This window comes from Micromonospora sp. WMMA2032 (assembly GCF_002688545.1).
Taxonomy (GTDB): Bacteria; Actinomycetota; Actinomycetes; order Mycobacteriales; family Micromonosporaceae; genus Micromonospora; species Micromonospora sediminicola.
This window is the reverse complement of sequence record NZ_CP024052.1, coordinates 4,238,296-4,260,229: the sequence shown is the minus strand read 5'-3', so window position 1 is coordinate 4,260,229 and position 21,934 is coordinate 4,238,296. Positions and strand designations below refer to the sequence as shown.

The 21,934-nt window shown below is 74.1% G+C and carries 25 protein-coding genes; 12 read left to right on the top strand and 13 right to left on the bottom strand.

What is annotated here, in order from left to right; all coding sequences use genetic code 11:
- Nucleotides 1-43 precede the first annotated feature (43 nt).
- Nucleotides 44-1,813: a proline--tRNA ligase gene (locus CO540_RS19710; RefSeq protein WP_099163174.1), complete on the bottom strand. Its 1,770-nt coding sequence runs from the start codon at nt 1,811-1,813 to the stop codon at nt 44-46.
- Between the two features lie 84 nt (nt 1,814-1,897).
- Between CO540_RS19710 and CO540_RS19705 the strand changes: the two genes are divergently transcribed.
- Nucleotides 1,898-2,272, top strand: a complete 375-nt coding sequence (locus CO540_RS19705; protein WP_099163173.1) for a VOC family protein — start codon at nt 1,898-1,900, stop codon at nt 2,270-2,272.
- A gap of 57 nt (nt 2,273-2,329) precedes the next feature.
- On the opposite strand, the gene CO540_RS19700 is transcribed toward CO540_RS19705, so the two are convergent.
- From CO540_RS19700 to CO540_RS19685, 4 genes are read right to left on the bottom strand one after another with little or no spacing between them, the layout of a single operon-like run.
- Nucleotides 2,330-3,094 carry an ABC transporter permease gene (locus CO540_RS19700; protein ID WP_099163172.1) on the bottom strand — a complete coding sequence of 255 codons (765 nt, stop codon included), beginning with the start codon at nt 3,092-3,094 and terminating at the stop codon, nt 2,330-2,332.
- On the bottom strand, nt 3,091-3,870 hold the full coding sequence (locus CO540_RS19695; protein ID WP_099163171.1) for an ABC transporter ATP-binding protein: 780 nt from the start codon (nt 3,868-3,870) through the stop codon (nt 3,091-3,093). Before CO540_RS19695 ends, CO540_RS19700 begins: the two co-directional genes overlap by 4 nt.
- The gene (locus CO540_RS19690; protein WP_099163170.1) at nt 3,867-4,247 is read right to left on the bottom strand and encodes a DUF1048 domain-containing protein; all 381 of its coding nucleotides are present in this window, start codon (nt 4,245-4,247) and stop codon (nt 3,867-3,869) included. The genes CO540_RS19695 and CO540_RS19690 overlap by 4 nt, the downstream gene beginning before the upstream one ends.
- A gap of 2 nt (nt 4,248-4,249) precedes the next feature.
- Nucleotides 4,250-4,597 carry a PadR family transcriptional regulator gene (locus tag CO540_RS19685; RefSeq protein WP_099163169.1) on the bottom strand — a complete coding sequence of 116 codons (348 nt, stop codon included), beginning with the start codon at nt 4,595-4,597 and terminating at the stop codon, nt 4,250-4,252.
- 107 nt (nt 4,598-4,704) lie between these two features.
- Between CO540_RS19685 and CO540_RS19680 the strand changes: the two genes are divergently transcribed.
- Nucleotides 4,705-5,478 carry a class I SAM-dependent methyltransferase gene (locus tag CO540_RS19680; protein WP_099163168.1) on the top strand — a complete coding sequence of 258 codons (774 nt, stop codon included), beginning with the start codon at nt 4,705-4,707 and terminating at the stop codon, nt 5,476-5,478.
- Here CO540_RS19680 and CO540_RS19675 read toward each other — a convergent pair.
- Together CO540_RS19675 and CO540_RS19670 are read right to left on the bottom strand one after the other, a co-directional pair.
- Nucleotides 5,453-5,644 carry a DUF397 domain-containing protein gene (locus tag CO540_RS19675; protein ID WP_091566227.1) on the bottom strand — a complete coding sequence of 64 codons (192 nt, stop codon included), beginning with the start codon at nt 5,642-5,644 and terminating at the stop codon, nt 5,453-5,455. The two genes, CO540_RS19680 and CO540_RS19675, sit on opposite strands and share 26 nt — an antisense overlap.
- Entirely contained in the window at nt 5,635-6,438 is an 804-nt protein-coding gene (locus tag CO540_RS19670) for a helix-turn-helix transcriptional regulator (RefSeq protein ID WP_099163167.1), read from the bottom strand. Before CO540_RS19670 ends, CO540_RS19675 begins: the two co-directional genes overlap by 10 nt.
- 95 nt (nt 6,439-6,533) lie before the next feature.
- On the opposite strand from CO540_RS19670, the gene CO540_RS19665 reads away from it, so the two are divergent.
- The 5 genes from CO540_RS19665 (at nt 6,534) to CO540_RS30615 (ending at nt 9,827) form a co-directional block, all read left to right on the top strand.
- A complete protein-coding gene (locus CO540_RS19665; protein ID WP_099163166.1) occupies nt 6,534-6,854 on the top strand; it encodes a hypothetical protein in 321 nt (106 codons plus the stop codon).
- A gap of 84 nt (nt 6,855-6,938) precedes the next feature.
- Entirely contained in the window at nt 6,939-7,496 is a 558-nt protein-coding gene (locus CO540_RS19660) for a putative immunity protein (RefSeq protein ID WP_172967884.1), read from the top strand.
- Complete coding sequence (locus tag CO540_RS19655) at nt 7,493-8,008, top strand: putative immunity protein (protein ID WP_099163165.1); 516 nt, start codon at nt 7,493-7,495, stop codon at nt 8,006-8,008. Before CO540_RS19660 ends, CO540_RS19655 begins: the two co-directional genes overlap by 4 nt.
- A 110-nt stretch (nt 8,009-8,118) precedes the next feature.
- Nucleotides 8,119-8,649 (top strand): SigE family RNA polymerase sigma factor, encoded by a 531-nt coding sequence (locus CO540_RS19650; RefSeq protein WP_099163164.1) that lies wholly within the window; start codon nt 8,119-8,121, stop codon nt 8,647-8,649.
- The gene (locus tag CO540_RS30615) at nt 8,646-9,827 is read left to right on the top strand and encodes a hypothetical protein (protein ID WP_216642290.1); all 1,182 of its coding nucleotides are present in this window, start codon (nt 8,646-8,648) and stop codon (nt 9,825-9,827) included. The genes CO540_RS19650 and CO540_RS30615 overlap by 4 nt, the downstream gene beginning before the upstream one ends.
- Nucleotides 9,828-9,877: 50 nt before the next feature.
- Here the strand turns inward: CO540_RS30615 and CO540_RS31210 are convergent, their stop codons facing one another.
- Together CO540_RS31210 and CO540_RS19635 are read right to left on the bottom strand one after the other, a co-directional pair.
- Nucleotides 9,878-11,281 (bottom strand): PQQ-like beta-propeller repeat protein, encoded by a 1,404-nt coding sequence (locus tag CO540_RS31210; RefSeq protein WP_099163163.1) that lies wholly within the window; start codon nt 11,279-11,281, stop codon nt 9,878-9,880.
- Nucleotides 11,282-11,300: 19 nt separating this feature from the next.
- On the bottom strand, nt 11,301-12,785 hold the full coding sequence (locus tag CO540_RS19635; RefSeq protein ID WP_099163162.1) for a hypothetical protein: 1,485 nt from the start codon (nt 12,783-12,785) through the stop codon (nt 11,301-11,303).
- Between the two features lie 255 nt (nt 12,786-13,040).
- On the opposite strand from CO540_RS19635, the gene CO540_RS19630 reads away from it, so the two are divergent.
- From CO540_RS19630 to CO540_RS19620, 3 genes are read left to right on the top strand one after another with little or no spacing between them, the layout of a single operon-like run.
- Nucleotides 13,041-13,811, top strand: coding sequence for an SGNH/GDSL hydrolase family protein (locus CO540_RS19630; protein WP_099163161.1), 771 nt, complete (start codon nt 13,041-13,043; stop codon nt 13,809-13,811).
- 3 nt (nt 13,812-13,814) lie between these two features.
- Nucleotides 13,815-14,261 carry a hypothetical protein gene (locus CO540_RS19625; RefSeq protein ID WP_099163160.1) on the top strand — a complete coding sequence of 149 codons (447 nt, stop codon included), beginning with the start codon at nt 13,815-13,817 and terminating at the stop codon, nt 14,259-14,261.
- 40 nt (nt 14,262-14,301) lie between these two features.
- Nucleotides 14,302-15,204: a sulfurtransferase gene (locus tag CO540_RS19620; RefSeq protein ID WP_098744219.1), complete on the top strand. Its 903-nt coding sequence runs from the start codon at nt 14,302-14,304 to the stop codon at nt 15,202-15,204.
- 35 nt (nt 15,205-15,239) lie between these two features.
- On the opposite strand, the gene CO540_RS19615 is transcribed toward CO540_RS19620, so the two are convergent.
- From CO540_RS19615 to CO540_RS19605, 3 genes are read right to left on the bottom strand one after another with little or no spacing between them, the layout of a single operon-like run.
- Nucleotides 15,240-16,412, bottom strand: coding sequence for a hypothetical protein (locus CO540_RS19615; RefSeq protein WP_099163159.1), 1,173 nt, complete (start codon nt 16,410-16,412; stop codon nt 15,240-15,242).
- Nucleotides 16,409-16,939, bottom strand: coding sequence for a SigE family RNA polymerase sigma factor (locus CO540_RS19610; protein WP_099163158.1), 531 nt, complete (start codon nt 16,937-16,939; stop codon nt 16,409-16,411). The genes CO540_RS19615 and CO540_RS19610 overlap by 4 nt, the downstream gene beginning before the upstream one ends.
- 16 nt (nt 16,940-16,955) lie before the next feature.
- A complete protein-coding gene (locus tag CO540_RS19605; protein ID WP_099163157.1) occupies nt 16,956-17,555 on the bottom strand; it encodes a TetR family transcriptional regulator in 600 nt (199 codons plus the stop codon).
- Nucleotides 17,556-17,644: 89 nt separating this feature from the next.
- On the opposite strand from CO540_RS19605, the gene CO540_RS19600 reads away from it, so the two are divergent.
- Nucleotides 17,645-18,784, top strand: coding sequence for an NAD(P)/FAD-dependent oxidoreductase (locus tag CO540_RS19600; protein WP_099163156.1), 1,140 nt, complete (start codon nt 17,645-17,647; stop codon nt 18,782-18,784).
- On the opposite strand, the gene CO540_RS19595 is transcribed toward CO540_RS19600, so the two are convergent.
- Complete coding sequence (locus CO540_RS19595; RefSeq protein WP_099164852.1) at nt 18,689-20,026, bottom strand: MFS transporter; 1,338 nt, start codon at nt 20,024-20,026, stop codon at nt 18,689-18,691. The two genes, CO540_RS19600 and CO540_RS19595, sit on opposite strands and share 96 nt — an antisense overlap.
- Before the next feature lie 119 nt (nt 20,027-20,145).
- Between CO540_RS19595 and CO540_RS19590 the strand changes: the two genes are divergently transcribed.
- Nucleotides 20,146-21,933: an HSP90 family protein gene (locus tag CO540_RS19590; RefSeq protein ID WP_099163155.1), complete on the top strand. Its 1,788-nt coding sequence runs from the start codon at nt 20,146-20,148 to the stop codon at nt 21,931-21,933.
- The last annotated feature ends 1 nt before the right edge of the window (nt 21,934 follow it).

The following is a 21,934-nucleotide window of genomic DNA, read 5'->3' as shown; positions in this document are numbered from 1 at the left end:
AACGCCTCGGTCGATCCTTCTGCGGTACCCGGTGGCGCGTTCGCTACACCCGGTCGCGGCGCGTCGCGCCCACCTCGTCGCGCAGCCGCTCGACGAGCGCCTCCACCGGCAGCTCGGTCCGCTCGCCGGTGGCCCGGTCGCGCAGCTCGACGTACCCGTCGGCGAGGCGGCGGCCGACCACGACGGCGCGCGGGATGCCGATCAGCTCGGCGTCGGTGAACTTCACCCCGGCGGAGACGTGGGTGCGGTCGTCGACCAGCACCCGCAGGCCGGCGGCGGCCAGCCGCCCGCCGAGGTCGAGCGCCGCGTCGAGCTGCGGCCCCTTCCCGGCGGCCACCAGGTGTACGTCGCAGGGCGCGACCGCGGCCGGCCAGACCAGCCCCCGGTCGTCGTGGTGCTGCTCGGCCACGGCGGCGACCGCCCGGGACACCCCGATGCCGTAGCAGCCCATGGTCGGCCGGACCGGCTTGCCCTCGGGCCCGAGCACGTCGACGGCGAAGGCATCGGTGAACCGCCGGCCGAGCTGGAAGATGTGCCCCACCTCGATGCCCCGCCGCGTGGTCAGCTCACCGTCCGGGCAGGCCGGGCAGGGGTCGCCCGGGCGCACCTCGGCCGCTTCGATCGTGCCGTCGGGGACGAAGTCACGCCCGCACACCACGTCGGTGGCGTGCCGCCCCGGCTCGTTGGCCCCGGTCAGCCAGGTGGAGCCGGTCACCACCCGGGGGTCGACCAGGTAGCGGATGCCGTGCTTGGCCAGGATCTGCGGCCCGAGGTAGCCACGGACCAGTTCCGGGTGCGCGGACCAGTCGTCGAAGACCGCCACGGTGGCCGGGTGCAGCACCGCCTCGACCCGCTTCAGGTCGACGTCGCGGTCCCCGGGGAGGCCGACGACCAGCAGTTCGGTCTCTTCGGCGCCGGGGCGGCGGACGGTCAGCACCACGTTCTTCAACGTGTCGGCGGCGGTCCAGCCGCTGCGGCCGCCGAGCGCCCGGGTGTTCGCCAGGTCGACCAGGGACGCGATGGTCGGTGTCTCCGGGGTGTCGTGCACCTCCGCGGCGCGGTGCGCGTCCGGGTCGCCGGCCGCCGGGGCACGGGTCACCACGGCCTCGGTGTTGGCCGCGTAGTCGCAGGCCGTGCAGCCGACGTAGGTGTCCTCACCGACCGGCGTGGCGGCCAGGAACTCCTCGGACGCGGAGCCGCCCATCGCCCCGGACGTCGCGGCCACCACCGTGACGTCCAGCCCGAGCCGGGTGAAGACGCGCTGGTAGGCCTCCCGGTGCCGGTCGTAGGCCGCCTGAAGTCCGACGGGGTCCAGGTCGAAGGAGTAGGCGTCCTTCATCAGGAACTCGCGCCCGCGCAGCACGCCGGCCCGGGGCCGGGCCTCGTCCCGGAACTTCGTCTGGATCTGAAACAGCGTCACCGGGAAGTCCCGGTAGGACGTGAACAGGTCCTTCACCAGCAGCGCGGCCATCTCCTCGTGGGTCGGCGCGAGCAGGTGCTCGGCGCCCTTCCGGTCGGCGAGCGTGAAGAGCAGGTCCCCGTACTCCGTCCAGCGGCCGCTGGTGCGATACGGCTCGGCCGGGAGCAGCGCCGGGAAGTGCACCTCCTGGTCACCGATCGCCGTCATCTCGTCCCGGACGATCGCGGTGATCCGGTCCAGCACCAGCTTGCCCAGCGGCAGCCAGGTGTAGCCGCCGGGCGCGGCCCGGCGCACGTAGCCGGCGCGGAGCAGCAGCCGGTGGCTCGGCACCTCGGCGTCGGCCGGGTCCTCGCGCAGGGTCCGGAGCAGCAGGGTCGACATGCGCAGCAGCATTGGCGCAGCGTACGACCACGGTCACCGGTCGGCGATCCCTTTCCGGTTCCGATGACCGTCGTACCGCCGGGGTAGGAAGGCCACATGCAACAGCGCCCCCGGTTCTCGTTGACCACCACGGTGCTCGACGCACCGTCCGCCCAGGACCTCGCCGCCTTCTACGAGCGGCTGCTCGGCTGGCCTCGGAGTGAGGACGAGCCGGAATGGGTCGTCCTCACTCCGTCGGGCGGTGGCGCCGGCCTCGCCTTCCAGGACGAGCCGGCGTACGTGCGTCCGGTCTGGCCGGCCGGGCCGGGTGACCCGCCGATGATGCTGCACCTGGACATCAAGGTCGACGACCTCGACGCGGCATCGGCGTACGCGGTGTCGCTCGGCGCGACCGTGCCGGACTTCCAGCCGCAGGACGACGTGCGCGTGCATCTCGATCCGGCCGGGCACCCGTTCTGCCTCTACCTCTGAGCGGTGACGGGTGCAGCGCCGCATCCACGGATGCGGCGCTGCCTCCCGTACGACTGGTCAGCTGACCTTTTTCCGGTAGATCGCGGTCGCGGCGGCGTAGGCGGCGACGAGCAGGCCGGCGCACCAGGCGAGGGCGATCCAGATGTCGTTGCCGACGGGCTGCTCCGCGAACAGCGCGCGGAGGGTGTTCACGATCGACGTCACCGGTTGGTTCTCGGCGAACCACGCGACCGGGCCGGGCATCGAGTCGGTGGGGACGAACGCCGAGCTGATGAACGGCAGGAAGATCAGCGGGTAGCTGAACGCGCTCGCGCCGTCGACGGTCTTGGCGGACAGGCCCGCGATGACGGCGATCCAGGTGAGCGCGAGGGTGAACAGGATCAGGATGCCGGCGACGGCGAGCCAGTCGAGCACGGACGCCCCGGTGCGGAACCCCATGGCCAGCGCGACGCCGGTGACGATCACCAGCGAGGCCAGGTTGGCGACGAGCGAGGTCAGGACGTGCGCCCACAGCACGGACGGTCGGGGGATCGGCATCGACTGGAAGCGCTCGAAGATGCCGCCCTGCATGTCCAGGAACAGGCGGTACGCCGTGTAGGCGATGCCGGAGGCGATCGTGATGAGGAGGATGCCCGGCAGCATGTAGTTGATGTAGGAACCGCCGGATCCGATGTCTATGGCACCGCCCAGCACGTACACGAAGAGCAGCATCAGCGCGACGGGGGTGACCGCCGTGGTGATGATGGTGTCCGGGCTGCGGAGGATGTGCCGCAGAGAGCGGCCGGTGAGGGTTCCGGTGTCACTGAGGACGTGGGTGGTCATCGGGATTCCCCTCCGCTGTGGCCGACGAGGGCGAGGAAGACGTCCTCGAGGGTCGGCTGCTTCTCGACGTATTCGACCCGGGCGCTCGGAATGAGCTGCTTCAGCTCGGTGAGCGTGCCGTTCTGGATGATCGTGCCCTCGTGCAGGATCGCGATCCGGTTGGCGAGGTGTTCGGCCTCGTCCAGGTATTGAGTGGTCAGCAGGATGGTGGTGCCGTCCTCGGCGAGCTGCCGCACGGTCCGCCAGACCTCGATGCGGGCCTGCGGGTCGAGGCCGGTGGTCGGCTCGTCGAGGAACACGACCGGCGGGTTGCCGACGAGGCTCATCGCGATGTCGAGCCGCCGGCGCATGCCGCCCGAGTACGTCCCCGCCCGGCGGTTCCCGGCGTCGGTGAGCGAGAAACGGGCGAGCATGTCGTCGGCGACCGCACCGGGGTTCTTCAGGTGACGGAGCTTCGCGACCAGGACCAGGTTCTCCCGGCCGGTGAGCACCTCGTCGACGGCGGCGAACTGGCCGGTCAGGCTGATCGACTCGCGGACCTCGCGCGGTGCCGAGGCGACGTCGAAGCCGTGCACGGTCGCGGTGCCGCCGTCCGCCTTGAGCAGCGTCGAGAGGATCCGTACCAGCGTGGTCTTCCCGGCGCCGTTCGAGCCGAGCAGGGCGAAGATGCTCCCCGCCGCCACGTCGAAGTCGACGCCCCGCAGCACGTGCAGGTCCTTGTAGGACTTGGTGACGCCCCGCACGCTGATCGCGGGTTCGCGCGTTCCGGTGGTCATGCGTCCTTCTCCTCGCTGGTGTCGCCGGCGGCGGCGTCGATCGCCGTCCGGAGTCGCTCGCGCTCCTTGTCGATCCACTGCCGGCCCGAGTACGCCCGCAGGAACGTCTCGGCGAACTCGACCGGGTCGTCGCCGACGATCGCGCGGACCGGCGTGCCGTCGGCCGCCGCACGCTCCCAGAGGTCGACGAAGTCGCCGAGCATCGTGATGAGCGTGTTCCCGTCGACGATCCCGCCCTGGTACATGAAGTACCGCTGCAGGGCCTTGGCCGCGCCGCGGTGCGGCTCCGGCAGGGCCTCCATGCGGGCCATGTGCTGCTTGTACTGCTTCTTCTGGTCGAGCGATCCGACGAGCGTCTCGATCCACTTCGCGGCCATGGTCATGCTCCTTCGTCGTGTGCGTTGTCGGTGTCGCGAAGTTGCTCGATGCGCTCCGTGAGGACGCTCCACGTCCCCCAGAACTCGGCGAGTTGCTCCCGCCCCTTCGCGTTGAGCGAGTAGACCTTCCGCGGGGGCCCCTTCTCGGAGGGAACCTTCTCCACGTCCACGAAGCCGCGTTGCTCGACGCGGACGAGCAGCGCGTAGATCGTGCCTTCCGCGATGTCCGAGAATCCGCGGTCGCGCAGCCACGCGGTGATCTCGTAGCCGTACGCGGACCGGCGGGCCAGGATCGCCAGCACGATGCCTTCGAGCGTGCCCTTGAGCATTTCGGTCATCTGGTTGCCCACGTCGTCATCCCCTCGCTACCAAGTGACGCTGACTACCAGTAGAAAGTAACACTAGGTACCGCTAGATAGCAACGCTGAATACCGAGGTTCTGTCCTACCGTCGACGGGTGACCACCACACCGTCGGCTCGCGCCGTGAGCCAGTACGCGACGACGACCGACAACCTCACCGCGCGCATCGCGCTGCACGGGTACGGGACGAACCCGCAGGACTGGTACTCCTGGCTCGGCGAGCGGTTGCCGCTGGCCGGGGACGTGCTGGAGGTGGGCGCCGGCACGGGCGAGCTGTGGCGGCGGGTGGAGCGCCCCGCGGCCGGGCTGCGGCTCACGCTGACCGACTTCTCACCCGCGATGTGCGCGCGGCTGCGCGAGGTGCCCGGGGCCCGGGTGCAGCGCTGCGACGCCACCCGCCTGCCCTACGCCGACGCCGCCTTCGACGCGGTGATCGCCAACCACATGCTCTACCACCTCGACGACCCCGACGCCGCGCTGCGCGAGTTCGCCCGGGTGCTGCGCCCGGGCGGTCGGCTGGCCATGGCGCTGAACGGTCGCGACCACCTCGCCGAGCTGGACACGCTCGGGCCGGCGGTCGGCCGTGCCCAGGTGGCCGCCGGATTTCACCAGGACGGCACCACCGCCGAGGAGGCACCGGCCCGGATCGCCGCCCACCTGGGCGACGTGACGGTCGAGCGCTACCCGGACGAGCTGGCGGTGCCCACCGTCGAGCCGGTCCTCGCCTACCTCGCCAGCATGGTCGGGCCGCTCACCGCCGCGCAGGAGTCGGCCGTCCGGGACCGGGTCCGCGCCCGGATCGAGGCCGAGGGCACCTTCCGGGTACGCAAGCACACGGTGCTGATCAGCGCGACGCGCGGCCCCCGCTGACCCGGACGAAGGCGCGCCAGGCGGCCGGACTGAAGGTGAGGACGGGACCGGTCGGGTCCTTGCTGTCGCGCACGCCGACCACCCCGACAAGATTGTCCGCCACCTCGACGCACTCGCTCTGCCCGCTCCGCGTCGAGGTACGCCAGACAGCGCCGATCAGCTCCATGACTCGACCACTTCCTTCATCAGCTCGATCGACTGGCGGCGGGACAGCGCCTCGCTGCGGACGCTCTCCCACCTGGACAGCAGGATAGCCACGTCCTCATCGTTGTCGATCACCGTTCCGCCGAGCTGGTTCTCCAGATAGCCGACCCAGCCACCGTCGCCGCCGCGGGCTAGCGTGAACGGTCCGGTCAGTCCGATGTGCAGACTGACGTCGACCGGTATGACGTGAACGGCGACGTGTGGCAGCTCGCTCGCCTCGATCAGATGGGCCACCTGTTGACCCATCACCCCACGGAATGACTCGTCCGCACGTCGCAGCACGGCCTCCTCGATCACCGCGACGAATTTGGGTGGATCGGGGCGGGTGAGCACGGACTGCCGGTCCAGTCGGACCGCCAACCGACGGTCGGCCTCCTCGCTGTCCAGCATGTCGTCCGTGCGGATCATGGAGCGGGCATAGTTCTCGGTCTGCAACAGGCCGGGGATCAGGCTGGGCTGGTAACAGCGCAGCTGCTGGGCCTGGCGTTCGGCTTCGAGCCAGGGGCGGAACCAGCTCGGCTGGCCGTCCCGCTCGGCGAGCTTGAGCAGCGACGTGAGCAGCCCACCGGTGCCCAGCACCTCGTCGGCCCGCTTCAGGAAGAACCGGTCCAGCGGCCGCTGGCCCAGCTCCACCGCCGACACCTGCGAGTTGGAGAAGTGCACCAGCCTCCCGAACTCCTCCTGGCTCAGTTCGGCCTTGAGTCGCAGCCGCCGCAGTTGCGTGCGGATCAGCTCGGCGGTCGGCTCGTTCTCCACCCGTCCTCCTCGGTCACCCGCCGGTTTCCCGACCCCTCCCCGGGCCGACGCCGACGACTTCCGAGCGTAGTGGTGTCCTCAGCAGACTGTCACGCATGATCCTTCCCGTACCCCGGCTCGGGCCGCACCCGGACCGGCCCCGCCCCTACCCGCCGGACCACCCGGCGCACCTGCCGATCCGGCCCCTCTGGCTGTGCCGGGCGTGCGGCGCGCCGTGGCCCTGCGCGCAGGCACGCCTGCTGCTCAAGGTCGAGTACGCCGACCACCCCGTCGACCTGGCCGTCTACCTGTCCGGGCTCTACCACGAGGCCACCCACGACCTGTTCCGGCTCAACCCGCACGACGGGCCCACCCCGCGCGAGCTGTTCGAGCGGTTCATCGGCTGGGGGCCGTACCGGCGTGGCATCCGGGAATGACCACCGGTTGAGGCTTTCCGGCACCCTCGTGCGCCGAGGTGGCGTGAAGTCTCCACCGGAAGTTCAACGATACGATTCAAGGGCATGACCACCGGAGACTTCGCCCTGACCATGGACGAGCTGCGCGAGGTGACCCGCTACGTGGCCCGGCACGCGGAAGACGTCCTGCCGGTCTACGAACGGGCCGTACCCGGCGACCCGCGGCCCCGCGCGGCGATCGAGGCCGCCCGCGCGTTCGTCGACGGCGCCGACCGGACCAATCGGCAACGGGTCACCTCCGTCGACGCGCACCGGGCCGCCCGGTCCGCGCCGTCCGAGGCCGCGCGCCTGGCCGCACGGTGCGCCGGGGACGCCGCGTCGGCCGCGTACCTGCACCCCATCGCCCGGGCCACCCAGGTCGGCCACATCCTGCGCGCCGCCGCGAGCGCCGCACGCGTGGGCGAGCTGGCGGCGGGCGACGCCCCGGCGGTCGGCGAGGCGCTCCTGGAACGGTCCCGGCGGTGGGCCACGCCGACGCTCGTCGACGTGCTCCACCGGTACCCGCCCACGACCGGTGGCGGCAGCCGGGTCGCCCGGCTGATGAACGCCCTGGACACGGCGCTGCGGGGCACGCCGTCCACCGGATCGGAGCGCCGGTCGTGATCCTCCCGAAGGTGCGGGACCCCCGCTTCACCACCATCCGTCGGGGCGGGACCCTCACCGACGCCGACCACCACCTCCTCGCCCTGTGGGCCGCCGTGTGCGCGGAGCACGTGCTTCCCCTCTTCGAGGCGGCGCAGCCCGAGGACCCGCGTCCGCGCGAGGCGATCGAGCGGGTCCGAGCCTGGACGCGGGGTGAGGTGACGATGACGTCCTCGCGCACCGCCGGCGGGCACGCGATGGGCGCGGCCCGGCCGCTGCGCGGGGCGGCGCGCCATGCCGCGTACGCCGCCGGCCAGGCCGCCGTGGTCGCCCACGTCGCGGCGCACGAACTCGGCGCGGCCGCGTACGCGATCAAGGCGGTACGGGCGGCGGCGCCGGCCGACCGGAGCGTGGCGGCGGGGCGGGCCGAGTGCCGGTGGCAGCGCGACCGGTTGCCGGCGGCGATCCGCGAACTGGTGCTGGACGACCAGCGGTTGCGCAACGACATCTGCTGGTCGGTGTTCGACTGCTGAGCGCGAAGTCGTGGAAAGACGACCGGCCCGCCGGCAACCATTCCGCGACGGGGCGACGTCTGGAAGGGCATCCCCGCCGACGCACCACCTGACCCGAAGGACCGGCTCGTGTGGACCCTCTCCTGAGTGAGTTCGACTCGTTCGTGCGCACCCGAACGCCGGCGCTCCTGCGTTCGGCCTACCTGCTGACCGGTGACCAGCACCTCGCCGAGGACCTCGTGCAGTCGGCCCTGGCCCGCACCCACCGCTCGTGGAGCCGGCTGCACGACAGCGGCAACGCCGAGGCGTACACCCGGAAGATCATGTATCACCTCCAGGTCTCGTGGTGGCGCCGCCGCCGGGTGGTCGAGTCGATGCCGGGCGACCTGCCCGAGCCACGCGGAGGCGACTCGGCCCTCGACCACGCCCGCCAGATCACGCTGCGGCTCACCCTCCGGGCCGCGCTGGCCCGGCTCTCCGCCAAGCAGCGGGCGGTGCTGGTGCTGCGGTTCTTCGAGGACCGCACCGAGGCCGAGGCCGCCGACCTGCTCGGCGTGACCGTCGGCACGGTCAAGAGCCAGACCTCCAAGGCGTTGGCCAAGCTGCGCAACGTCGCGCCGGAACTCGCCGACCTGTACGCCACGGAAGGAACCACCCGATGAACCAGGACCGCCTGCGCCTCGACCTGGCCGACCTGGCCGACGAAGTCACCCCGGTCGACCTGCGGGACCGGGCCCTGCGTACCTCCCGACGGCTCGGTATCCAGCGGGTCGTCGTCACCTCGGCCGCCGCGCTGGCGGTGCTGGCCGTCGCGACCGGCACGGCGCTGGCGATCCGGCCGAACGGTCAGGCGCCCGCGCCGGCCGGGCCGTCGGTGACCAGCACCGCCCCGCCGGTCGAGCCCACCCCGACCGCGCCGGTCGAGCCGTCCCGTACGCCCTCGACCGCACCCGACGACACCACCGGCGGCGGACCCGGCGTCGACGGAACGATCGGCCGGCTCGTCTACGCCCCGTCCGAACTGGCGAACGCGCCGTCGTCGACGAGCACCGTCCGGCTGCAGTCCTGGCGACCGGGCGGTGACCCCGTCCGCCTGCTCGGTATCCCGTACCGGCCGGCGCAGCTCAACGTCGCCGTGGCACCGGACGGGCAGCGGGTGGCCTGGGTCGAGGAGACCGGCGCGGTGTGGGTTTCGGCGCTGGACGGGTCGGGGCGGCGCAAGCTCAGGGACGGAGTCGACGACATCTGCTGGTCGCCCGTCTGGTTGCCGAACTCACGACAACTCGCCGTGCGTCTGGCCGCCGACCGCGGCGGCTACTCCGACACCGGCCTGCTCGACATCTCCTCCGGGACGTTCACGAAGGTGACGGGCCTCGACGGCTGTCACGCCGTGTTCGCGGCGGACGGCACGCTGGCGTTCGCCGACGGTTCCGACGGGACCGTCGTCCTCACCGACCGCAGCGGCAGGACGCGACGGACGGTGCCGGGCCTGGGCGTCAAGGGCAGCCGGTACGTCTGCTTCGACCTGTCCAGCCTCTCCCCGGACGGCCGGCGGATCGCTCTGTACCGGATCGACCGGAGCGGCACGTACGGCGACGCGGCGCGGGACCTAGTGGTCAACGCCGTGCTCGACACCCGGAGCGGGAAGGAACTGGCGCTGCCGCTGGGGGGACGCCAGCTGCGGCAGGTCTTCTTCCAGCCCGACGGATCCATGGTGGTCCGGGTCCGCGACGGTGACCGCTACGCGGTGGTCCTCGTGGACGCCGCAGGCAACAAGATCGCGGAGCGGGCGGAGCCCTCCGGTCTGCGGGAGATGCAGATCGTCAGCGCGCTCGGCTGAGACGACGCGTCCCGGGTGGGCCACCGTCGGGTGGCCCACCCGCACAACGGTCAGCGCAGGACGGTGACCGCCGCGTCCGCGCTGACGTGCTTCCACGGCACCAGCACCACCGTCCCGTCCCGCTCCAGGACCTTCGCGTCGCTGCCCTCGGTGCCGGCCGACCGGGGCCCCTCGGCGAGCACCGCCGCCTTCCCGGTCGCCGGGTCGATCCGGACCAGCCGCGGGGCGAGGTCCCGGTGGTCGCCGACCTCCCAGGCGAGCACCCCCTGCTCGTCGAGGCGGATCAGCTCCACCTCGCTGTCGGTGTGCCCGGTCGAGACCCAGCGCCGCTCCCCGGTGGCCAGGTCGATCGCCACCACCTGGTTGGCCTGGCGCATCCTGCCCGGCACGTTGGCCGCCTCGGTGGGCAGGTAGAGCGTGTCGGCGTCGGCCAGGTAGGGCCGGACCGCCGGACCCTCCACGGTGTTCGAGCGGTTGACCGGCAGGTCGCTGAAGCGCGTACCGCCGACGGGGTTGCCGAACGTGGCCCGCGCCTTCCCGGCGGCGTCGCGCGCGACGAACGTCCGGCCCTCCAGGCCGGGCAGGCTGACCAGCGGGTCGACGCTGAGCACGCCGTCGCTCTGCTGCGCGTCGGGCAACTGCTGCCGCCAGCGCACCGCGCCGGTGGCCGGGTCCAGGCCGAGCAGCGCGCCCCGGACGCCGTCGCAGCGGGCGGTCACCACGGCCTGCGTGCCGGCGGCCTGCGCGTCGGTGACCCGGCAGTCCCGGCCGGGCAGCAGCCGGTCGGCGTCGGTCTGCCAGAGCCGCTTGCCGTCGGCCAGCGAGTAGCCGAGGACGCGCTGGTCGGAACGGACGACCACCTGCCCGCCGGCCACCGACAGGTCCGGCGCGGTGAGCATGCCCCGGCCCTTCAGGCGCTCGGCCGGGAACGTCACCTGCCAGGTCCGGGTGCCGGCGGCGGCGTCGAAGCCGACCAGCGTGTCGCAGGAGTCGGCGGAGCCGAGGGCCACCACGCCGCGCCCCTCGGCCAGCGTCTGGGCGGCGCCGCAGAGCGAGCTGCCCGGCGGCGCCGGAACGCCCCACGCCTGCCCGCCGTCGGTCAACCGGTAGGCGATGATCCCGTCGGGCTGGGCGCGCGCCACCGCGTCGCCGATCAGCCAGGCGCCGAACATGTCCTGCCCGTCGAACGTCTTCAGGCCGTTGCGCTGCCGTTCGGGGAAGTCGAGCACCCAGGCGGTGCGCAGCTCCCGCCCGTCGTCGTCGCCGTCGACCAGACGGGACACGCCGTAGGCGGTGCCGGCGGCGACCGCCAGCACGGCCACCAGCCCGCCGGCCAGGAGCAGCGCCAGACGCCCGCGCCGCTTCGGCGCCGCGGGCGGCGGACCGGCCGGGCCGGGCCAGCCCGCCGACGGGTACGCGTGCGGCGGCTGCTGGTGCTGGTGCTGGTACGTCATCCGTCGTCTCCGATCCGGCTCAGCGCGCCTGGGCGCGGACGTAGGAGGCCCAACCGGCCTGGAACTCGTCGAGTGACACGCCCAGGACGTCCCGGGCGGCGCGGTCGGTCGGGGTGCCGGCGTAGACGGCGTCGACGAAGCGGAACAGCTTCGCCTCGCCGTACTTATCGGCCAGGTGGTTCATCGCCGCGTGCCCGAGCCAGTAGTGGAAGCTGACCCGGCCCGGGGCGTCCCACTCGCCGTTGCCCGGCAGCGTGCCGTTCCACCCGTCCCGGACGAGCCGCCGGGCCGCCGCCGTGCGCTCGCTCGCGCCCAGCGGGCGGCCGTGGAAGGCGACGTACTCGGCGAAGCCCTCGACCACCCACTCGTCGAGCCGGTCGAACGCGTCCACCTCGGCCAGGTCGGTCCGGGGGGTCATCAGCGAGTGCGCCACCTCGTGCCGGAAGACCATGCCGGCGTCGTTGCCGCCGCCGGAGCGGGTGAAGTAGTCCTCGCCGGTGTCGACGACCACGCGGGTGCCGCCGATGGTGAACTTCCCGTCCGTGCGCTCGGCCGCCACCAGGCCGAGGGAGAACCCCGCCTCGGTGGCTTTTTCCTTGCCGACCCGGTAGAGCGAGGTCAGCTCGTCCTTGCCCTTGGCCAGCGCGAGGACGAAGCCCTTCGGCACCGGGCCGGGCAGCCCGCCGGACCGCCACACGGCCAGGTCGTGGGCGACCGCGGCCTCGGCCGCCGGGGCGAGGCGCTTCGCCTCCGCGGCGCGGGTGGCGTCGGTGACGATCAGGGCGTGCGGCGTCCGCTCGACGTGGATGTCCCGCCACTTGTCCCACGGGCCGGGGTGGTAGACGGTCTTCGAGCTGCCCCCGGCGGCGGCCGGCGCGCCGGTGACGGCGGTGACCCGGATCGGCGCGTCCCGGCCGGTGCGGACGATCGTCCAGCGGTACCACTCGGTCACCGGGGCCAGGTCGAAGCCGTCGAACTGGTGCACGAAGGAGACGTCGAGCTGGAACGTGACACCCTGGCCGAACGCGTCGCTGGCCCGGCCCTGCTGCTCGACGGTCTCGTAGCGGGCCACCGACAGGGGCAGCTTGCCCAGGTTGCGGAAGAGCTGCGTCTGCCCGGCGACCAGGTCCTTGCGGGCCGGGTCGAACGCGGCCAGGTAGCCGTCCAGGTCCTTGTCGGCCAGCGCCCTGGTGTGCCGGTCGAGCAGGGCGGCCAGCTCGGCGTTGGTGACCGTGACGCCGTTGGCCGCGGCGGCCGCCTTCGGCGCGGCGCCCTCCTCGTCGTCGCCGCGCAGGCCCAGCCCGACGCCGACCAGCGTGCCGGCGCAGACCGCCAGCGCGAGCGCGCCGGCCGCGAGCCCGATCCAGAGCCCTCGGCGGGACTTCGGTGGCGGCGGTGGTGGTGGCTGCGCCCACGGCGGCCCGGGTACGGGCGGCGGGCCGGCCGGGGGATGAGCGTTGCCGGGCGGTGGCCAACCTGCCGCCGGTGGGTGCCCCTGCGTCATGTGGTTCCTCGCTCGTGCCGTACGCGGGACCGGCCGGGCGGCTCGCCCGACCGGATGACGGCGAACATCATCCCCGGTCCGGCCGACGGATTCTGCCCCGCCCGGACGTGCCGGGGGTTTTGTCCGGTCGGCGGGCTGTCGGGAACAGGACGTCGAGACGTCCGCCACGTCCGGCCCCCAGGGGCGTCGGGACCGGCCCGGACGGTGACAGACTGAGCGACGCGATTCTGCCGGGACGTCTGAGGGGGAGGCGCCGTGCGCTGGCGCAGCTTTGTGGCGGTGGGCGACAGCTTCACCGAGGGCATGGACGACGCGTATCCGGACGGCAGCTACCGGGGCTGGGCCGACCTGGTCGCCACCCGGCTCGCCGCCGAGGCGGGTCCGGACTTCGGCTACGCCAACCTGGCCATCCGGGGCCGGCTGTTCCCGAACGTCGTGGCCGAGCAGGTGCCGTCCGCGCTGGCCATGAAACCCGACCTGATCAGCTTCGCGGCCGGTGGCAACGACGTGCTGCGGCGCAACTTCGACCCGGACTCGTTCGTGCCGCGCTTCGACGCGGTGGTCGGGCGGCTGCGCGGCGGCGGCAGCGACGTGGTGCTGTTCCGGTTCGCCGACGTGATGGCCCGGCTGCCCGGCCAGCGGCTGGTGGCGCCCCGGGTGACCCTGCTCAACAAGGTGGTCGGCGAGGTCGCCGAGCGGCACGGCGCGATCCTGGTCGACCTCTACGCCGACGAGGCCTACCTCAACCCGATGCTGTGGAGCACCGACCGGCTGCACCTGTCCGCGGCCGGGCACCGGCGGGTCGCCGCCCAGGTGCTCGACGCGCTCGGCGTCGGCTGCGACGAGGAGTGGCTGATGGTGCCGCCGCACCCGGCGCCCACGCCGTGGCTGGCCGCGCGCGCCGCCGACCTGCGCTGGGCCGGTCAGCACCTGGCCCCGTGGATCCGGCGGCGCCTGACCGGGCGGTCCTCCGGCGACTTCGTCACCGCCAAGCGGCCGGTGCTCGGCCCGGTCGAGGCCGACTGACCGGTGCGCACCGTGCACGCCGCCGACCTGCTGCGGCTCACCCTCGACGACGAGCCCCGCGCCGGGCTGGCGGTCCTGGTCGCCGGCGACCGGGTCGAGGCGGTCGCCTCGCCGGGCGAGCTGACCGACGCGTACCCCGGGGTGCGGGTGCGGCGGTGGGCCGGCACGCTCGGGCCGGCGCTGGTGCACGACGGGCCGCTGCCTGAGGCCCCGACGCCCCGTGAGCGGGTGCACGCGCTGTTCCGCCTCGGCGTCGCCGCGGTGCTCGACGCGCACGTCGCCGACCCGGCGCTGCGGGCCGCCGCGGTCCGCAACGAGGTGGCCGTGCTGCCCGGGGCGCGACCGGCCACGTTGGTGGTCGGCGGCCGGGCCGATCTGGCCGTGTTCGACGCGGACGGCTCGTGCCGGGCCACCGTGGTCGCCGGCCGGCTGGTGCACCGCCGCGCCTGACCGGCGCCGCCGCCCGCTGATCCGGCGTACCTTGGGGATCATGCCTGTGCCGAGCGATCCGCATCCCCGCCTCCAGTCGTACGCCGACCCGCAGCGCCTGGTCACCACGGAGTGGTTGGCCGAGCACCTGGGTGACGAGGGCCTCGTGGTGGTCGAGTCCGACGAGGACGTGCTCCTCTACGACACCGGCCACATCCCCGGCGCCGTCAAGGTCGACTGGCACACCGAACTGAACGACCAGGTCACCCGCGACTACCTGGACGCCGCGAGCTTCGCCGAGCTGTGCGCGGCCAAGGGCATCGGGCGCGACGACACGGTGGTCTTCTACGGCGACAACTTCAACTGGTGGGCCGCGTACGCCCTCTGGGTCTTCTCCCTCTTCGGCCACGCCGACGTGCGGCTGCTCGACGGCGGCCGGCAGAAGTGGACCGCCGAGGGGCGGGAGCTGACCCGGGAGAAGGTGAGCCGGCCGCGTGCCACCTATCCGGTGCCGACGCGCGACGACGCGCCGATCCGGGCCTACCGGGAGCAGGTGATGGCGCACGTGGCGGCCGGTCGGCCGCTGGTTGACGTGCGTTCGCCGGGTGAGTACACCGGCGAGATGCTGCACATGCCCGACTATCCGCAGGAGGGCGCGCTGCGTGGCGGGCACATCCCGGGCGCGGTGAGCAAGCCGTGGAAGTCCGCCGCGAACGACGACGGCACGTTCAAGTCGGCCGACGAGCTGCGCGCGATCTACGCCGACCAGCTCGGGTTGAGCCCGTCCGACGACGTGGTGGCCTACTGCCGGATCGGCGAGCGGTCCAGCCACACCTGGTTCGTGCTGCACCACCTGCTCGGTTTCCCGCAGGTGCGCAACTACGACGGCTCCTGGACCGAGTGGGGCAACCTGGTCCGGGCACCAGTGGTCAAGGGCGACCAGCCCGGCGGCCTGACCCGCTGAGCGTCCCGGCCGGCCCTCGTCCGGGGGCCGGCCGGTCAGCGGGCGGGCAACGACACCGGCCCGGTCACGTCGCGGGCCACCAGGTCGACCTCGCCGGTCTCCGGTCGCCAGCGGGCCAGGCCGGTGGGGTCGGAGCGGAACAGCACCGCACCGTCGGCCGACCACCCGAGCACCTCGCAGCAGGCCTTCGCCCGGTCCTCGCGGCCCAGGTCGAGCAGGCGGGTGACCGCCCCGGTGCGGGCGTCCACCACGGCCACGCCCTCCGCCCCGCCCATGCTGCCGGTGGTGGTCCAGCCCGCCTGGGCGATCCGGTCGCCGCGTTGCCAGCCCCGCCCGTAGACCTCGTCGAGCCGGTAGCCGGGCGGAAGGCCGTCGGTGCCCACCGGCCGCTGCTGCGGCGTGCCGCCGGTGCCGGGATAGCGGCGTACGGACAGGCCGTCCTCCGCGCCGCCGAGGGCGAGCAGGTCGCCGAGGCGGCCCGGCTCGGGCACGACCAACCCCCACGGGTCGACCGGCAGCTCGCGGGCTTTCCCGCTGCCCCGGTCCAGCTCGTACGCGGTGTCGTTGTCGCCGACGAGCAGCCGGTCGCCGGCCCAGACGACGTGTTCCAGGTAGCCGGCGAGCGGGTAGCGACGCACGGAGGCATCGGTCAGGTCGACCACGACCACCTCGCCGGTCTGCGCGAACGCGGCGGTCCGGCCGTCCGGCGACAGGCTGCCCGGCTTGAGCGGCGCGGCCTCGTTGCCACTGGCGTCCCGGGTGGGGGCGAGCGTCACCACGTCGAGTTCCCGGACCAGCCCGTCGTCGCCGAGCACCCGGACCGGGCCGGCCTCGCCGGTCTTCGGATCGACCGGTTGGCGAAGTGCCAGCGCGCGGTCGACCGGCCGGGCGGAGAGCGGTGCGGCGACCGGGTCGCCGAGCCGGCCCAGCGGATCGGCGATCAGGCCGGGTACGAGCGGGGGCTGCTGCACCGGCGGCGCGCTCGGGGCCGGGCGTACCACCGGGTGGGCCGGGGCGGACGGGCCGGCGCGGTGCAGGAGCGCCGCCGTGCCGCCGGTGACCAGCGCGACGGCCAGCGCGGCGGCGCCGGCGGCCCGGCGGGCGCGACGGACCCGGCGGGCCCGTTCCCAGCCGGTGGCGGCGGGCCGGGTCGGCCGGACGTCCTCGGCGGCCCGGGTCAGCAGCCGGGTCAGGTCGGGTTCGTTCACGGGTTCGCCTCCATCCCGGTGACCAGGCCGTCGCCGGCGCCGCCGAGGTCGGGCGCCACCTGGCGGAGCCGGCGCAGCGCGTCGTGGCACTGGCTCTTGACGGTGCCGACCGTGACCCCGAGCGCCTCGGCGGTGGCCGTCTCGGTCAGGTCCTCGAAGTAGCGCAGCACCAGGACCGCCCGCTGGCGTGGCGGAAGCCGGTCGAGCGCGGCGCGGACGGAGAGCCGCAGCGCGTCGTCGGCGTCCGCGCCCGCCCGCTCCGGCGGGTACGCGCTGAGCCGTTCCCGCCGCCGGCGCCGCCACCAGGAGACCGCGTCCCGGTAGAGGATGGCCCGCACGTACGCGGCCGGGTCGCCGTCGCGCACCGACGGCCAGCGCAGCGCCAGCTTCAGCAACGCCTCCTGGAGCAGGTCCTCGGCCTGGTGCCGGTTGCCGCAGACCAGGTACGCGGCACGCAGCAGCCGGTGCTGGTGGGCCTCGACGAACGCGAGGTAGTCGGCCCGCCCGTCGTCCGCGGCACGCCCCATCCGGCTCCTCCCTCCGTCACCTCGCAGACGCGTGGGACGGGGGGAAAGGTTGGGTCAGGTAGCGCTGGATCGTCGGGCCGACCCAGACGGCCAGCTCCTCCGGGTCGAGGTCGACCACGGGCGGTAGCCGGACGACGTACCGGGTGAGGGCGAGGCCGAGGATCTGACTGGCCACCAGGCCGGCCCGGCGGGCGGCGGTGGCCGGGTCGGCGCCGGACCGGGCCACGGCGGTGGCGAGCTGGTCGGCGAAGATGCCGCGCATCCGTTCGGCCGCCCCGGGGTTGGTGCTGGCGGCCCGGAGCAGGGCAACCAGCGTCCCGTCCGCCTCCCAGCGGCGCACGAAGTGCCGGATCAGCGTCTCACCGAGCCGTTCCGGCGGCACCCGGGTCAGGTCGGGCAGGTGCAGGTCGAACTCGGCCGCCGCCGCGAAGAGCCCCTCCTTGCTGCCGTAGTAGCGCATGACCATGGACGGGTCGATCCGGGCGTCGGCGGCGATGGCCCGGATGGTGGCGCGGTCGTAGCCGTCGGCGGCGAAGCGGGCCCGGGCGGCGCGCAGGATGGCCGCCCGGGTGGCGTCCGAGCGGCGGGTGCGGGGGGCCGTGTCGGTCATGTCCACGACTGTAGGCCAACAGCCGTTGACATCGACGCTAGTGTTGGGTCAACAAGCGTTGGCAAACAGCTGTTGACCCAGCCGGAGGTGGAGCGATGCTGCCCGAGTCCACGGACGTCCTCGTGGTGGGAGCCGGGCCGACCGGCCTCGCCGTGGCGGTGGCCCTCGCCGGTCACGGCATGACCGCGACCGTGGTCGACCGGCTGGCCGAGCCGCCCGTCACCTCCCGCGCCGCCGTCGTGCACGCCGGCACGCTGGAGATGCTGGACCGGATCGGGGTGGCCGCCCCGCTGGCCGCCCGAGGGCTGCACTCGACCCGGTTCACCGTCCGCGACCGGGACCGCGTCCTCGCCGCAGTCCCCTTCGACCGGTTGCCGTCCCGCTACCCGTACGCGCTGCTGATCTCGCAGGCCGAGACCGAGGCGGTGCTCACCGACCGGCTCACCGCGCTCGGCGGGCGGGTGCGGCGGCCGTACGAGCTGACCGGCCTCGACCTCGACGACGGCGGCGCCACCGCGCGGTTCGCCGACGGCGGCACGGTCCGGGCCCGCTGGGTCGTCGGCGCGGACGGCATGCACAGCCGGGTCCGCGAACTGGCCGGCATCGGGTTCGGCGGCCCCGCCGACCCCGGCGAGTCGTTCCTGCTCGCCGACGTGCGGGTGGACAGCACGCTCCCGCGCGACCAGGTCACCCTCTTCCTGTCCCGACAGGGCCCGCTGATCTGGGCGCCGCTGCCCGACGGCATGGTCCGGCTGGTCGCCACCGTCACCGACGCGCCGCGCGAGCCGCAGGCGCGGCACTTCCAGGCGTTGCTCGACGAGCGGGGCCCGGTCCGCCGGCCGGACCGGGTCACCGACGTGGCCTGGGCGTCCCGGTTCCGGATCCACCACCGGATCGCGGACACCTACCGGTCCGGCCCGGTCCTGCTCGCCGGCGACGCGGCGCACGTGCACAGCCCGGCCGGTGGGCAGGGGATGAACCTCGGCCTGCGGGACGCGGTCGCGCTCGGCGACGCGCTCGCCGCCGGCCCGGAGGCCCTCGACGCGTACGCCGCCGAGCGCCGCCCCCGGGCCGAGGAGGTGCTCGGCTTCGCCGCCGGGCTCACCCGGCTCGCCGCCGCCCCGCCGGCCGTCCGGCCGCTACGGGACCTGCTGCTCCGCGTGGTCTCCGCGCTCCCGCCGGCCCGGCAGCGGCTCGCCGTCCGGCTGGCCGGCTTCGAGCCCGCCCGGGGGTGACCCGCCGCCGTCGTCCCGCAACGTCACCCAGGCGGCGACCGTCACCAGCGCGAACACGGTCACGGCGGCCCACCCGACCGGCGCCAGCCCGTACGCCCGGCCGGCGAACCCGGCGAGCGCCGCGCCGACCGGGGCAGCGGCCAGACCGAGCGTCCGTTGTGCCGCGCCGACCCGGCCGAGCAGGCCCGGGGGCACGTGCCGCTGCCCGTACGCCGCCCAGAGGCTGTTCCAGATCGTGGTGCCGGCGGCCAGGCCGGCCAGCGCCAGCCCACCGGTCAGCGGGTGCCGGGCCAGGGCGAACCCGGTCAACGCCAGCGTCTGCCCGAGCAGCACCCCGCGCAGCGCCGGCAGCGTGCCGAACCGGGCGGCCAGCCGGCCGGCGAGCAGCGCGCCGACCAACCCGCCGGCGATCACGCCCGCCGAGAACAGCCCGTACGCCGCCGCCGGCACCCGCAGCACCTCCAGCGCGTAGAGCACGAGCACCGCCGCCAGCCCGCTGATCGCCAGATTCGATCCCGCCGACGCGAGTGCCAACCCCCGCAACCCCCGATCCCCCCAGACCCACCGCACCCCCTCCCACCCCTCCCGCCACACCCCGATGCCGCCGATCTTGCGGTTGCGGCCCGTGATCCGTCCGTTTTCCGGGGTTTCGCCCGGGCCGGAAGCGCAAGATCGGCGGGGGATCGCGAGGACGAGGGCGGCGGCCAGGGCGAAGGTGAGGGCGTCCACGGTGAACGGGAAAGCCGCGGTGGTGGCGAAGAGGACGCCGGCGAGCGGGGCGCCGACGAAACCGCCCGCCACCGTGGTGCCGGCCTGGAGGTGGGCGTTGGCGCGGGGCAGCGCCGCCGGCCGGACCACGGCGGGCAGCAGGGCGAACGCGGACGCGTCGAAGAGCGTGCCCAACAGGGCGAGCAGCAGCGCGGCGGCGGCCAGCGTGGTGATGCCGGCCTGCCCGGTGGCCACGAGCCAGGCCAGCGCCGCCACCACCACGGCCCGGGCCCCGTCCACCACCGCCATCGTCCGCCGCCGGTCCCACCGGTCCGCGTAGACGCCGCCGAGCAGGCCGAGGAGCAGCGGCGGAAGCTGCCCGGCCACGGTCACCGCGGCGACCGCCCGGGGATCCCGGGTGAGCGTCGCGGCCAGCAGCGCCAGGGCCGGCGTACGCAGCGCGTCGCCGAGCCGGGAGCAGACGGCGGCGGACCAGAGCAGCCGGTAGCTCCGGCCCAGTGCGGCGGTGGTCATGCCGACGGACGGTGCGGCCTGCACCGGGTCGAGGGTCAAGCCGACCGACGGAAAGGGGGGCGGACACTGTCGGCCACGGCCGGTACGGTGAGCGCCGAAATCCGGCACCGGGAGCGCGATTGGACCGCACCTTCCAGGTCGACCTCCGTGGCGTGGTCGACCTGCTCAGTCATCACCTCTACGGCAGCCCGCGGGTCTACGTGCGCGAGCTGCTCCAGAACGCCGTCGACGCGATCACCGCCCGTCGGGCCACCGAGCCGGACGCCCCGGCCCGGCTCCGGGTCGAGCCGCCCGAGCTGACCGGCGACGGGACGCTGCGCGTGCACGACACGGGCATCGGCCTCACCGAGGCCCAGGTGCACGAGCTGCTCGCCACCATCGGCCGCAGCTCCAAGCGGGACGAGCTGGGCTTCTCCCGGCACGAGTTCCTCGGTCAGTTCGGCATCGGCCTGCTCTCCTGCTTCCTGGTCGCGGACGAGATCCGGGTGGTCACCCGGCACGCCGACCAGCCGACCGTGCTCTGGACGGGTTGGTCCGACGGGCGCTACGCGGTGCGGCTCGCCGAGCCGGAGCAGGCCCGCAGCGAGCCCGGCACCACGGTGACGCTGGTGCCCCGACGCGACGCCGACCAGTGGTTCGGCACCCCCACCGTCACCGAGCTGGCCCGCCTCTACGGCAGCCTGCTGCCGGTGGACGTCCGCGTCGGCGACACGCCGACCACCGCCGGCCCGCCGCCCTGGCCGACCACGCCCGGCGCGGCCGTCGACCGGGCCGGGCTGGCCCGCTACGCCCGTGACCTGCTCGGCTTCGTCCCGTTCGACGTGGTGCCGCTGTCGGTGCCCGAGGCCGGCCTCACCGGCGTGGCCTTCATCCTGCCCACGCCGGTGAACCCGGCCGCGCGGGCCGGGCACCGGGTCTACCTCAAGCGGATGCTGCTCGCCGAGCACGCCGACGGCCTGCTGCCCGAGTGGGCGTTCTTCGCCCACTGCGTGGTCGACGCCGGCGAGCTGCGTCCCACCGCCAGTCGCGAGGCGCTCTACGAGGACGCCCTGCTCGGCGCCGTCCGGGAGTCGCTCGGCGACCAGATCCGCGGCTGGCTGGTCCGGCTCGCCACGCACGACCCGCACCGGCTCGCCGAGTTCCTCCAGGTCCACCACCTCGGGGTCAAGGCGCTGGCGCTGCACGACGACGAGATGCTCCGCCTGGTCGACCAGTGGTGGCCGATGGACACCAACGTCGGCACGCTCACGCTCGCCGAGTTCCGCAGCCGGCACGGCCTGATCCGCTACGCCGCCAGCCTGGACGAGTTCCGCCAGCTCGCCGCCGTGGCCGCCGCGCAGGACCTGGCCGTGGTCAACGGCGGCTACACCTACGACACCGAGCTGATCGAGCGGCTGCCCACGGTGGACCGTTCGGTGCTGATCGAGCGGCTGGAGCCGAGCGACCTCACCACCCGGTTCGAGATCCTCGACCCGGCGACCGAGCTGGCCCTGCGCCCGTTCCTCGCCGGGGCGCAGCGGGCCCTGGAACGGCTCGGCTGCGAGGTGGTGGTCCGGGCGTACGACCCGGTCTCGCTGCCGGCGCTCTACCTGGTCTCCCGCTCGGCGGCCTTCCACGACCAGCTCGCCGCCAGCCGCGACAAGGCCGACGAGCTGTGGGGCGGGGTGCTCGACGCGCTGGCCGCCTCCGCCCCGCCGGACCGGCCGCAGCTGGTCCTCAACCACCGCAACCCGCTGGTCCGCCGGGTCACCACGCTGACCGACCCGGAGCTGGTCGGGCTGGCCGTCGAGGCGCTCTACGGGCAGGCCCTGCTGCTCGGCCACCATCCGATCCGGGCGGCCGACGCCGCGCTGCTGAACAGTTCCTTCCTCGGCCTGCTCGGCCGGGCCGTACCGGGACAGGAGTGAC